At 47.7% G+C, this 12,293-nt stretch carries 11 protein-coding genes; 10 read left to right on the top strand and 1 reads right to left on the bottom strand.

Features of this window, described 5'->3' with window-relative positions; translation table 11 throughout:
- Positions 1-31 precede the first annotated feature (31 nt).
- The 10 genes from fumC to HMPREF9453_RS04210 all read left to right on the top strand — a co-directional run bounded on the left by fumC (position 32) and on the right by HMPREF9453_RS04210 (position 10,915).
- Positions 32-1,417: a class II fumarate hydratase gene (gene fumC, locus HMPREF9453_RS04255; protein WP_008859343.1), complete on the top strand. Its 1,386-nt coding sequence runs from the start codon at positions 32-34 to the stop codon at positions 1,415-1,417.
- Between the two features lie 287 nt (positions 1,418-1,704).
- Positions 1,705-2,595: a ribokinase gene (gene rbsK, locus HMPREF9453_RS04250; RefSeq protein ID WP_008859342.1), complete on the top strand. Its 891-nt coding sequence runs from the start codon at positions 1,705-1,707 to the stop codon at positions 2,593-2,595.
- On the top strand, positions 2,583-2,987 hold the full coding sequence (rbsD, locus tag HMPREF9453_RS04245; protein WP_008859341.1) for a D-ribose pyranase: 405 nt from the start codon (positions 2,583-2,585) through the stop codon (positions 2,985-2,987). The genes rbsK and rbsD overlap by 13 nt, the downstream gene beginning before the upstream one ends.
- Before the next feature lie 19 nt (positions 2,988-3,006).
- Positions 3,007-4,488, top strand: coding sequence for a sugar ABC transporter ATP-binding protein (locus HMPREF9453_RS04240; protein ID WP_040379579.1), 1,482 nt, complete (start codon positions 3,007-3,009; stop codon positions 4,486-4,488).
- A gap of 4 nt (positions 4,489-4,492) precedes the next feature.
- Complete coding sequence (locus HMPREF9453_RS04235; RefSeq protein WP_008859339.1) at positions 4,493-5,431, top strand: ABC transporter permease; 939 nt, start codon at positions 4,493-4,495, stop codon at positions 5,429-5,431.
- 13 nt (positions 5,432-5,444) lie between these two features.
- On the top strand, positions 5,445-6,362 hold the full coding sequence (gene rbsB, locus HMPREF9453_RS04230) for a ribose ABC transporter substrate-binding protein RbsB (RefSeq protein ID WP_008859338.1): 918 nt from the start codon (positions 5,445-5,447) through the stop codon (positions 6,360-6,362).
- A gap of 204 nt (positions 6,363-6,566) precedes the next feature.
- Positions 6,567-7,475: a UDP-N-acetylmuramate dehydrogenase gene (murB, locus tag HMPREF9453_RS04225; protein ID WP_008859337.1), complete on the top strand. Its 909-nt coding sequence runs from the start codon at positions 6,567-6,569 to the stop codon at positions 7,473-7,475.
- 136 nt (positions 7,476-7,611) lie between these two features.
- Entirely contained in the window at positions 7,612-8,445 is an 834-nt protein-coding gene (locus tag HMPREF9453_RS04220) for an Asp23/Gls24 family envelope stress response protein (RefSeq protein WP_008859336.1), read from the top strand.
- Positions 8,446-8,453: 8 nt separating this feature from the next.
- Complete coding sequence (locus HMPREF9453_RS04215; RefSeq protein WP_008859335.1) at positions 8,454-9,074, top strand: phosphoribosylanthranilate isomerase; 621 nt, start codon at positions 8,454-8,456, stop codon at positions 9,072-9,074.
- A 557-nt stretch (positions 9,075-9,631) separates the two neighbouring features.
- On the top strand, positions 9,632-10,915 hold the full coding sequence (locus HMPREF9453_RS04210; RefSeq protein WP_008859334.1) for an O-acetylhomoserine aminocarboxypropyltransferase/cysteine synthase family protein: 1,284 nt from the start codon (positions 9,632-9,634) through the stop codon (positions 10,913-10,915).
- A gap of 734 nt (positions 10,916-11,649) precedes the next feature.
- Here HMPREF9453_RS04210 and HMPREF9453_RS04205 read toward each other — a convergent pair.
- Entirely contained in the window at positions 11,650-12,120 is a 471-nt protein-coding gene (locus HMPREF9453_RS04205; RefSeq protein ID WP_008859333.1) for a PaaI family thioesterase, read from the bottom strand.
- Positions 12,121-12,293 lie beyond the last annotated feature (173 nt).

Raw genomic sequence — 12,293 nt, 5'->3', positions numbered from 1 at the left:
AGTGGATAATTTTTTCATGAAGGAGAGCACTATGGAATATCGTATTGAACATGATTCATTAGGCGAAGTCCGTGTTCCGGCAGATCATATGTGGGGCGCCCAGACTCAGCGCTCTTTTGAAAATTTCAAAATCGGCCACGTAATGCCGAAGGAGATTATTCGTGCTTTTGCCATCCTAAAAAAATGCGCTGCCAAGGTAAATGAGGAAAGAGGGGCTCTTGCTGCAGAAAAAGGAGAAGCCATCCGCAGCGCCTGCGACGAAATTCTGGCAGGAAAGTGGGAGGGTGAATTCCCGCTGGTGGTTTATCAGACCGGATCCGGCACCCAGAGCAACATGAATATGAATGAAGTGGTGGCTCATATTGCTAATCGTAAGCTTAAACAGGAAGGAAGCACTCTCCGCGTCCATCCCAATGATGATGTCAATATGGCTCAGTCTTCCAATGATACCTTCCCTACGGCTCTCCATGTGGCAGCGGTGTATTCCCTTCATCATTACCTTTACGGGCCTTTAAATGACCTGACGGCTACTTTTGAAGCCAAGAGCAGAGAGTACATGCACACTGTAAAAATCGGCCGTACCCATGTGCAGGATGCGGTACCCCTCACCTTTGGTCAGGAAGTATCGGGGTGGGTGGAAATGCTGAAGAAATCCAGGTCCATGATTGAAGATGGAGAAAAATATCTTCATGAGCTTGCCATCGGCGGCACAGCTGTAGGTACAGGCCTTAACAGTCCGAAGGATTTCGGGGATAAAGTGGCAAAGGCCATTTCCGAAGAAACGGGTTTTCCCTTTACTTCGGCAGCTAATAAATTCTATGCTTTAACGGGACGGGATGACATGGTCTTTACCCATGGCGCTCTGGATGCGCTGGGTGGAGACTGCATGAAGTTTGCTGATGATATCCGTCTTCTGGCCGGCGGCCCACGGGCAGGCCTTGGCGAATTGACAATTCCTGCCAATGAACCGGGCTCTTCCATTATGCCGGGCAAGGTCAATCCTACCCAGTGCGAAGCTCTTACCATGGTGGCCTGCCGGGTGCACGGCAACCAGTCGGTCATTTCCATGGCTTCTTCCCAGGGACGGTTTGAACTGAACGTATATGCACCGGTTATGGCAGACAGCTTCATAGAATCAGTGAAACTTCTGGGAGCTGCTATTCATTCCTTCGATATCCACTGTGCTCGGGGTATTAAGGTCAATAAAGAGAGAATGGAAGAACTGGTGGAGAAATCTTTGATGCTGGTTACTGCCCTGTCGCCTCATATCGGCTATGAAAAATCGGCGGAAATTGCAAAAAAGGCTTTTAAAGACAACAGCTCCCTTCGGGAAGCGGCACTGGCTCTGGGCTATGTGAAACCGGAAGAATATGATCAGTGGGTTGTTCCTAAAGACATGACCCATGTGGATCGGTAATTGATACATGCATAAGCAGGGTTTCAAACCCTGCTTTTTGCTTTATTTCTTCAGTCTGTAAATCAATGCTTCCATCCTTAACGAATTCTTTTATTTTCAGTATAATAAGGATAGATGGTAAAAAGGATAGATGGTAAAATGGGAAAGGCAGGGGACTGTTTTAAATTTTTACAAGTTTCTTATTTCTTCCTCCTTTAATCTCCAGCAGTGGTGTGGTAAAATAATAGCGTTGACTTTGAGTTGGTTTTGAAAAGTATATACTTGTGAATATACAATTGGGAGGTTATATGGGGCACATTTCTGTAATCGGAAGCTGCAATATGGATCTCACGGTGGAAGCAGACAGAAGGCCTTTAGCTGGCGAAACGGTGATGGGAAAACGTCTGATTGTTTCTCCCGGCGGCAAAGGTGCCAACCAGGCCGTGGCGGCTGCCCGGCTGGGTGAGGAAGTCTATATGGTGGGCTGTGTAGGCCGCGATGCCTATGGCAGCCTCATGCTGGATGCATTGAAGAAAAGCGGCGTGAAAACGGACTATGTATCGGTACTGGACGGAGTGGATACAGGTACGGCTCATATCATTCTGGCGGAAGGAGACAACAGCATTATTGTTCTCAAAGGAGCCAATGACAGAGTGAGCCCCCAGGTGGTGGATGAAGCCTTTGATATTATCAGAACCTCTGACCTGGTTATGCTGCAGCATGAAATTCCCATGGATACCATTGGCTACATTATTGACCGCTGCTATGAGGAAAAGGTGCCGGTCATGCTGAATCCGGCGCCCTACATGGACATTCCGAAGGAATGGATAGATAAGGTGACCTATATTACGCCTAATGAACATGAGGCAGCCCTTATGTTCCAGGGCATGGACAGGGATGAAATCCTGAAGTCTCATGCAGGAAAAGTGATTATGACCGTGGGAAGCGAAGGCGTTCTTTATGGAGAAGGAAACGAAGTAGTCCATGTACCCGGTTTCCATGTGCCTGTCGTAGATACTACAGGCGCCGGTGATACATTCAACGGTGCCTTTGCTGCCGGCAGGGCAGAAGGACTTTCCATCAGGGAATCTATCCGGTTTGCCAATGCAGCAGCAGCTCTTTCAGTTGGGAAGATTGGTGCCCAGGGAGGAATGCCCTGGCGAAATGAAGTGGAGGAAATGCTCTCATGCAAAAAGTAGGAATCCTTAACAGCAGCATTGCAAAAGTTCTGGCCGACCTGGGCCATACGGATAAAATCTGTGTAGGAGACTGCGGCCTTCCGGTTCCGGCAGGGGTTCAGAAAATCGATCTGGCTCTTCGTCTTGGGGAGCCGCCATTCATTGAAGTCATCAAAGAAATGGCAAAATATATGCAGATTGAAAAAATTTATCTGGCACCGGAAACGAAGATTCAGAATCCCGCCCAGTGGAAAGCGCTGCAGGAAGTATTTCCTGAAAGCGAAGTGGAGTGGGTGATGCTGGAAAGCCATGAGGAACTGAAGGCTTGGGAAAAAGACTGCAAAGCGGTCATCAGGACCGGCGAAATCACTCCTTTCTCCAATGTGATTCTCCAGTCCGGAGTCATCTTCTAAGAGAGGTATCTGAAAGTACATGGATATTAATATGATAGGCATCTGCAAATCCTTTGGCGCTAATAAGGTCCTGGGCGGGGTCAATCTTCATGTCCGTCCCGGCGAAGTACATGCGCTTATGGGTGAGAATGGGGCAGGTAAATCCACCCTTATGAACATTCTCACCGGGATTCACAGGGCAGATGCCGGCACCATTATGGTGGACGGAAAGGAAGTTACCTTTAAGAATAATAAAGATGCCGAAGAGCATGGCATTGCCTTTATCCACCAGGAACTGAACATTTGGCCGAACCTGTCGGTATTGGAAAATCTATTCCTTATGAACCAGCCGAAAACAAGATTTGGTACCATTGATTTCAAAAAAATGCGTGAAATGGCCGAAGCAAAATGCCAGGAAATCGGCATTGATCTGCCCCTGGATGAAATCGCGGGGGAATGCTCCGTAGGCCAGCAGCAGATGACGGAAATCACCAGAAGCCTTATGCTGGATGCCAAGACTGTCATCATGGATGAACCTACCGCTGCCCTGACGGAAAGGGAAACAGACCGCCTTTTTGAAGTAATGAAAAAGCTGAAAAACAAAGGGGTGTCCATCATTTATATTTCCCACCGCATGGAAGAAGTGTTTGCCAACTGCGACACTATTACCGTCATGCGGGATGGTCAGACCATCAGCTCCCGTCCTACGGAAGAAACGAACATGGACCAGATCGTAGGGGACATGGTGGGCCGCATCATGAGCGAATACTATCCGGCCCGCACCAATGTGCCGGGTGATGAGATTTTCCGCGTGGAAGGGTTTACCCAGCCCGGCGTGTTCCGGGATATTTCCTTCAACCTGAGGAAAGGAGAAATCCTGGGGGTAGCAGGCCTTATGGGTGCTGGACGCACGGAAATCATGCGTGCTATCTTTGGCGTGGATCCCCATGAATCGGGAAAGCTGTATTTTGAGGGCAAAGAAATCCATATCAAAAATCCTAGAGATGCCATCCGCCATGGCTTCGGCTTCATTACGGAAAACCGGAAGACCGAAGGCCTAATCCTTGATTTTTCCATTGAAAGAAACATTGCACTCCCCAGCGAAGAGAGGCTGGCCCAGAGTCATGTGATTAACGATAAGAAAGAGTTTGATTTCTCCAGTGAGCTTTCCAAACGCCTGGGAGTCAAAGCGCAGGATATTAATCTTCCGGCCAGCACTCTTTCCGGCGGCAACCAGCAGAAAGTGGTTATCGCCAAATGGGTAGGCATGCATCCGAAACTTCTGATTCTGGATGAACCTACCAGAGGAATCGACATCGGCGCAAAGAAAGATATTTACGACCTGATGAATGAACTTACCGCCAAGGGGGTTTCCATTATCATGGTTTCTTCTGAACTGCCGGAAGTTATCGGCATGAGCGACCGTATTCTTGTTATTCATGAAGGCAGAGCCGCAGGCATCGTTGAGCATAAAGATGCCACCCAAACACGCATTATGACACTTGCAACCGGAGGAGAGTAAAAGCATGAGTTCCGCAAAAGTAAAAAATATAATCAGGGAAATGGGGCCGCTCATCGGTCTTGTCCTTCTCTTTGTTGTCATTTCTGTATTGAATGACAGCTTCATTGATCCGTCCAACTTGAAAAATCTGGCTCGTCAGATTTCCATTAACGCTTTGATCGCCTTTGGTATGACCTTTGTCATTCTTACAGGCGGTATCGACCTGTCTGTAGGCAGTATTCTTGCTCTTTCCAGTGCCCTGATGGCCAGCATGATTACTAAGGGCACCAACCCGGAACTGGCCATTGTCCTTTCTGCTGTAATCGGCATCCTTCTGGGAACTGTGAATGGTGTGATCATTTCCTATGGCAAGGTGGCACCCTTCATTGCCACTTTGGCTACCATGACGATTTACCGCGGCGCTACCCTGGTGTATACAAATGGCAACCCGATTTCCGGCCTTTCCGATGACCCCATTTTCACCGGTTTCGGTCAGGGATTTATCCTTGATATTCCTGTACCGGCTATTATCATGCTTATTGCATTCTTTATTCTTTTCTTCATTCTGAAAAAAACGCCCCTTGGCCGTCAGACCTATGCTGTAGGTGGTAATGAAAAGGTATCCTATATTTCCGGTATTAAAATCGACAGGATCAAGATTTTTGCCTATGCATTGACCGGATGCCTCTGTGCCCTGGCTGGCGCTATCCTCACTGCCCGCCTGAACAGTGCTCAGCCTACAGCCGGTATGGGCTATGAACTGGACGCTATTGCTGCTGTTGTTTTAGGCGGCACATCTCTTGCCGGCGGTAAAGGCCGTATTTCCGGTACCCTTATCGGTGCATTAATTATTGGTACCCTGAATAATGGTCTTAATATATTAAATGTTTCCAGCTTCTATCAGCAGGTTGTCAAAGGTGTTGTCATTTTACTCGCAGTGCTTATGGACCGCAAGAAAAATTAAGGAGGAAAACAAGTTGTTAAAGAAAATCGCATTGGCTGCTCTTATCGGCGCAGCTCTCATTTCCGCAGCAGGCTGCGGCTCTTCTGACAAGAAAGCTGACGGTGCAGCTTCCGGTTCCAAGAAAGTCACCATTGGTTTCTCTGTTTCCACCCAGAATAACCCCTTCTTTGTTACTATGGCTAACAGTGTAAAAGCTGCAGCTGACAAAGCAGGCGTAAATGTGAAAATCGTAGATGCCCAGAATGACCCGGCTAAGCAGTCCAATGATATTGCCGACCTGCTCCAGGGAAATATCTCTGTCCTCATCGTAAACCCGGTAGACTCTGCAGCTATTTCTAACTCCGTTCTGGCAGCCAACAAGGCAAAGATTCCTGTTATTACCATCGACCGCTCCGCTGATAAAGGTGAAGTAGCAGCTCACATCGCTTCCAACAACGTAAAAGGCGGCGAAATGGCAGCTGAATATATCGTTTCCAAACTGGGCGAAGGTACACCGGTGGCTGAACTGGAAGGCATTCCCGGTGCATCTGCTACTCGCGAAAGAGGACAGGGCTTCCATAATATCGCTGACAACAAACTTAAGGTTCTGGCTAAACAGAGCGCAGATTTCGACCGTTCCAAAGGCCTCACCGTTTCTGAAAACATTCTCCAGGCTAATCCTGATGTAAAGGCTATTTTCGCACAGAACGATGAAATGGCTCTCGGCGCTGTAAGTGCTGCCAAAGCTGCTAACAAGCAGATTTTCATCATCGGCTTCGATGGCACCGATGACGGCATCAAGGCAGTCAACGATGGTTCCATGGCAGCTACCATTGCCCAGCAGCCTGATAAGATGGGTGAAATCGGTGTAGAAACCGCACTCAAACTGGCTAAAGGCGAAAATGTAGACAAGAATATTGCCGTTGACCTGAAACTGGTAGAAAAGAAATAATTACCGCAAAATATGACAACCTGGAAAAATCCGCAGACCTGGGTCTGCGGATTTTTTTATGGAGGAAAAGAATGATACGGTCTCTCTTCCTGCAGGATCACGGTCTGAGGTTACAATCAAAGTATTTCATAAATTCCATTGACTGTCATGATAGTCAAATTTATAATAATATGAGTGACTAATTCAATGGGAAAGAGAAGATCTATGAATAATACATATGCTGACGTTTTTGCCACGGTTCTTGGCGAAAACCAGATTAAAATCAATGAACCAATGAGCCGCCATACCACTTTCGGCATTGGCGGCCCGGCAGACTGTTTTCTGATTCCAAAAACAGCTGAAGAACTCTGCATTGTGACCAGGCTGGCTTATAAGTATGGCATGCCTGTTTTTGTGCTGGGTGGAGGTGCCAATCTCCTTGTTCGTGACAAAGGGATTCGGGGCGTGGTGATTTTTACCGGCAGATTGCAGAAAATCGAACAGAATGACAATCTTCTGAAGGTGTCCAGCGGTGTATCTACGGCCCAGGCAGCGCGGGCAGCCTATGACAGTGGACTGTCGGGCATGGAATTTGCCAGCGGTATCCCTGGAACTATCGGCGGTGCAGCTTACATGAACGCCGGTGCCTATGGAGGAGAAATGTCAAAAATCATCGTTTCTGCTACCACCTGCGATCGGAAAGGGGACCTCATTACCTATGACAGTCGCGATATCCGCTATTCCTACAGACACAGCCTCTTCATGGAAAATGGGGAAGTGATTGTAGATATTACACTGTCCCTGAAGCCAGGAAATAAAAAAGATATCAAGGCGCTTATGGACGATTTGAACAACCGAAGAAGGACGAAGCAGCCTTTGGAGAAGCGGAGCGCCGGCAGTACCTTCAAACGGCCTGACGGTCACTTCGTGGGACAGATGATTGAAGAGCTGGGTCTCAAAGGTTTTGCTGTGGGAGATGCAGCGGTTAGCGAGAAGCATGCAGGATTCCTCATTAATAACGGCCACGCCAGCTGCGAGGATATGCTGTCCCTCATCCATGAAGTGCAGAAGAAGGTCAAAGCGGAATACGGCGTGGATCTCCATACGGAAGTACAGATTGTAGGGGAAGCATAATTGGCATTTCATTCATGTCCCGAAAGTGGGATTGGGCTGTAGAGTGCAGTGATAGTTCAGAAGGGCAGGGGAACCTGCCTTTTTTCTATATCTCCATGGTATAATGGGAAAAAGAAATGATGAAAGGAGCAGGGCTATGGAAGTAATCGGATTTTACGGGCCGCCGGGTACAGGGAAAAGTGATAGGGCGCTTGTGATTGCTTATGAAAATAAGGCGTCCTGTATTATTGATGACGGCATTCTTATCTATCACAGCCGCATTGTGGCAGGGAAATCGGCTAAAAGAGAAGAAAGTCGTCTTAAAGCAGTGCGGAGAGCCATTTTCTGGGATAAAGAGCAGAGGGATGAAGTGCGGGCGGCCCTCCAAAAAATCAACCCCAAACGGGTGCTTATCCTGGGCACATCGGATCGTATGGTGGTCACCATTGCCAAGGCTCTGGATCTCCCTATGCCGGCCAAGTACATCCGCATTGAAGATGTGGCTAAACCGGAAGATATGCTGAAAGCCAGCGAAGCCAGGCACAAGGAAGGAAAGCATGTCATCCCTGTGCCCACCATGGAACTGAAGCCCTATTTTAAAGGGTATATGGTGGATCCCCTCCGCTTCCTGAGAAACAGAAAAAAGGAGCCGAAGCGGTTCAGCGAATGGAATGAAAGGTCCGTGGTGCGTCCTGTATTCAGTTATTACGGCAAACTTACCTTTTCGGACAAAGTCATAGAAAGTCTGGTTAATTATGCTGCCGGAGGACTTAAGAGGATTAAAATCCGCCATGTGCGGAGCAAAAAAAGCGATAGCCAGGTGAATGGTCTTATTCTTTATCTGGATGTAACGGTCCGCACAGGTACGCCTCAGGAAATCCGGGACGTGATTCACACGATGAGAGATAAGGTGCAGCGGGAAATCGAATATACCACCGGCATGTCTCTGGAGTCTATGAAGATTAATATTACTACCGGTGTAGCCTGGTAGGAGGCTTTATGAGAACAAGGATTAAAATATGCGGTCTTACCTCACCGGAGGAAGCAGCCTTTCTGCCTTCCAATCAGGTGGACTATGCAGGTATGGTGCTCTTCTATCCAAAGAGCAGGCGGAACATAACCATAGAGAAGGCAAGGGAAATCATGGAGGTTCTGCCGCCCGAAATCAAAAAAACCGCGGTAACTGTCTCTCCTACCTCAGAGCAGGTGAAACTCATAGAAGAGGCAGGTTTTGATGTGCTGCAGATTCATGGACATCTGGCAGAGGAGATCCCCGAAGAAGCGGATATCCCCATCATCCGTGCTGTGAATGTGAAGGGCAGGGTGCCTGTTATAGAGTCCTATCCCTGGATTTTTGCCTATCTCTTTGATGCGGCAGCACCGGGCAGCGGCAAATCCTTTGACTGGTCATGTCTGGCGCATATTTCGGCACAAGGAAGAAAATTCATACTGGCAGGAGGCCTTCATCCTTTCAATGTAGGAGAGGCTATCAGGCAGGTGCATCCCTGGATGGTGGATGTATCTTCCGGTGTAGAATATGATGATAAACAAGGAAAAGATCCTGTCAAAATCCAGGCGTTCATTGAAGCAGTGAAAGAAGCAGACGAAAAGTCATCATGAAATAATCTTTCCTAAGGCCCTATTTATTCTTGACAAAATGAAAATCTCATGGTAAAGTTAATTCAACTTCAAACGAGGAAGAAAAGAGTAGGGTCCTGAATACAGCAAAGCGAGTCCGGAGAGTGGAAGCGGATATGGATAGGGACGTGAAGTGCATTTCTGAGTTTGGCGGGCCGAAAGATATAGTAGGCCTTCCCGGGAACTCCCGATATAGAGCGCGGGTATGCGGCATAACCAAGTACTTCATGAGCTGTCTATGGAGACATAGGCGGAAATATTAGGTGGAAACACGAGTCTCTCGTCCTGGTAAGGACGGGAGTTTTTTTATTTATTAACCGTCTTTTCTGAGAGACCGTGTGTACATATCCGGGAGACGCCCGATACAGCGCAGGGGTACAGGAACGTACCTTCACGGCAGAGTCCGGACAGGAAAATTTCCTGAAAAATTCCTGAAAAGAGGAGGAATAGGATATGGCAGGGATACGATGTCGAATGTGCAGCATGATAGAGAAATCAGCATTTAACTTTACTTAATACAAAATACGGAGGCAATTATTATGGCAGACAAAAAATATCGTTTTGAAACTCTTCAGCAGCATGCAGGACAGGTACCGGATCCCACCACAGGAGCCAGGGCTGTTCCTATTTATCAGACCACTTCCTATGTATTCCACGATGCGCAGGAAGGGGAAGATCTCTTTGCTCTTCGTAAACCGGGCTTTATTTATGGCCGTCTTACCAACCCGACCCAGGATGTACTGGAAAAGAGACTGGCTGCCCTGGAGGGCGGCACTGCAGGTCTGGCAGTGGCCAGCGGCGCAGCGGCAGTAACCTATTCTATCCTTAATATTGCCGGTGCCGGTGATGAAATCGTTTCTGCATCCACTCTTTATGGCGGTACCTATGAACTTTTCACCGATACACTTCCCCAGCTGGGTATTCATACCAAATTCGTAAATCCTGATCATCCGGAAGAAATTGAAGCAGCCATCACCGACAGGACAAAGGCTGTATACATTGAAACGCTGGGCAACCCGGCTATCAATATTCCTGATTTTGATGCAATCCGCGACATTGCTCACGCCCATCATCTGCCGGTACTTATCGACAATACTTTTGCCACCCCCTACCTCTTCCGGCCATTGGAACATGGCCTTGATGTAGTTATTCATTCGACCACTAAATTTATTGGTGGTCATGGAACTACCCTGGGCGGTGCTATTATCGAAAACGGACAGTTCGACTGGAATCAGCCGGAAAGATATCCTCACTTTGCTAACCCCGATGCTTCCTATCATGGTATCAACTTTGCCACCGATGTACCAGGCGCAGGATTTGTAACCCGCATCCGTGCCAAGGTTCTTCGTGATACAGGTGCAGCCATTTCCCCCATCTCTGCCTGGTTCTTTATCCAGGGATTGGAAACCCTGTCTCTCCGCGTAGAACGTCATGTGTCCAATGCCCAGAAACTGGCAGAATTTTTGGAAAAACATCCGAAGGTAGCCAAGGTTAACTACCCGGGCCTCGAATCCTCTCCTTATCATAAGCTCCAGCTGAAATATCTGCCCAAAGGCGCAGGCTCTATCTTCTCCATTGAGCTGAAGGACGGATTCAAGGCAGCCAGAGACTTTATCGATAACCTGGATATTTTCTCGGACCTGGCCAATGTAGGGGATTCCAAGTCCCTGGTGGTACATCCTGCTTCCACCACCCATCAGCAGCTGGATGAAGAAGCCCAGCGTGCAGCCGGCATTACTCCCGGCACTGTCCGTATTTCTGTGGGCATTGAAAATATTGACGATCTTCTGGAAGATGTGGAACAGGCACTTTCCAAAATCTGATCTTTTAGAAACTTCATAAAAGGAGCTGCCTGGAAATGGGGCGGCCTCAATCAAAAACTCTCCCGAACTGGGGAGAGTTTTTGATTGGGCTTGGAGTTTATGAAGGAAAGAAACTGCCTTCCTGCTGGAGCCGATATCGTTGACGAAGCAGTGATATCCACTGAAGGTTTCAAGTTATACCAGGAAAAGCCTGTAAAGCAGGATTCATGGTGAAAGGTGCCTAGGGAAGCACTGATTAATTCATAGAGTTTGCTTTTATAAGAATTTTCATGCACTGCTTCGTCATGAGGCTCCTTAAATAGCTCGCTATTCGCGTCGCCTCATTCCTTGCATTGCATAAAAATTCAAGAATAAAAGCAAACAACGATTTAATCAGCGCTTCCCTAGAACTGTCAGTATGCAGGCTGCGCCTGGCGACTGCCAATGACTCTTGAACTCTATATGGAAAGGTCTTATTTTTTTGCCAAAGGATAGTTTCATTTTCCTGTTTGGGATAAAAGGGAAAAAATACAGTGAAACTGCCGCTGCCTTCGACATCTTTTATATTAGGGAAGCACTGATTAATTCATAGAGTTTTCTTTTATAAGAATTTTTATGCACTGTTTCGTCATGGGCTTCCTTAAATAGCTCGCTATTCGCGTCAGCCCATTCCTCACATTGCATAAAAATTCAAGAATAAAAGCAAACAATGATTTAATCAGCGCTTCCTTAGAGACGCGAAGCGGCAGTTCCGATCAACCATTCCAGCGCCGCGGTATTTCTGTGAACCGGTCCACCACCATCATGGTGGCCAGTATATTAGACATGAGATGATCCTCTTCGTCAAACATATCCGCTTCTATGACAATGGTGGAGTGACCGTTGTGAGTGATATGGCTGGTGACACGGATGGTTTCTCCCGGTTTGGCAGTACGGATGAAATTCATGGTCATGGCTACAGTAACCACGGAAGCTCCTACGGATGCACTGGTGACACCGGTGACGGAATCGGCCAGGGCAGCCAGCACACCGCCATGGAGGCGGCCCCTGTGATTGTTGTGCTTCAGTGGGTCTGTCTTCAGGCTGACGGTGACACTACCGCAGTGAATTTCATCAATGTGGATATGGAAATAATCTTCCATGAACCGGTTTTTCTTATAAATGTTCCGGATGTGCTGCCGGATTTCCTCCGGATCTTTCAGCTGTTTTATATTGGTATCCATCATGGTCCCATCCTTTTCTCAATTGTTCTGTTACTCCTCATGATAACGGCGATAGCGAAAGATTGCAAGATGGGAGGCGGAATAGATTTCTCAGGGATTCCCATTTTTCTTTACAACCCCGTATACCAGGGTCAGGCAGGAAATGCTGTTTATAGAAATGGATCTCGTTTAGGAGC

It is taken from the genome of Dialister succinatiphilus YIT 11850, from assembly GCF_000242435.1.
Lineage (GTDB): Bacteria > Bacillota > Negativicutes > Veillonellales > Dialisteraceae > Dialister > Dialister succinatiphilus.
The sequence above is the reverse complement of the archived record's forward strand: the minus strand, read 5'-3'. Positions and strand labels throughout refer to the sequence as shown.

Coding starts and splice junctions, on each gene's coding strand:
- fumC (WP_008859343.1), top strand. CDS start 32: ATGGAATATCGTATTGAACATGATTCATTAGGCGAAGTCCGTGTTCCG.
- rbsK (WP_008859342.1), top strand. CDS start 1,705: ATGGGGCACATTTCTGTAATCGGAAGCTGCAATATGGATCTCACGGTG.
- rbsD (WP_008859341.1), top strand. CDS start 2,583: ATGCAAAAAGTAGGAATCCTTAACAGCAGCATTGCAAAAGTTCTGGCC.
- HMPREF9453_RS04240 (WP_040379579.1), top strand. CDS start 3,007: ATGGATATTAATATGATAGGCATCTGCAAATCCTTTGGCGCTAATAAG.
- HMPREF9453_RS04235 (WP_008859339.1), top strand. CDS start 4,493: ATGAGTTCCGCAAAAGTAAAAAATATAATCAGGGAAATGGGGCCGCTC.
- murB (WP_008859337.1), top strand. CDS start 6,567: ATGAATAATACATATGCTGACGTTTTTGCCACGGTTCTTGGCGAAAAC.
- HMPREF9453_RS04220 (WP_008859336.1), top strand. CDS start 7,612: ATGGAAGTAATCGGATTTTACGGGCCGCCGGGTACAGGGAAAAGTGAT.
- HMPREF9453_RS04215 (WP_008859335.1), top strand. CDS start 8,454: ATGAGAACAAGGATTAAAATATGCGGTCTTACCTCACCGGAGGAAGCA.
- HMPREF9453_RS04210 (WP_008859334.1), top strand. CDS start 9,632: ATGGCAGACAAAAAATATCGTTTTGAAACTCTTCAGCAGCATGCAGGA.
- HMPREF9453_RS04205 (WP_008859333.1), bottom strand. CDS start 12,120: ATGATGGATACCAATATAAAACAGCTGAAAGATCCGGAGGAAATCCGG.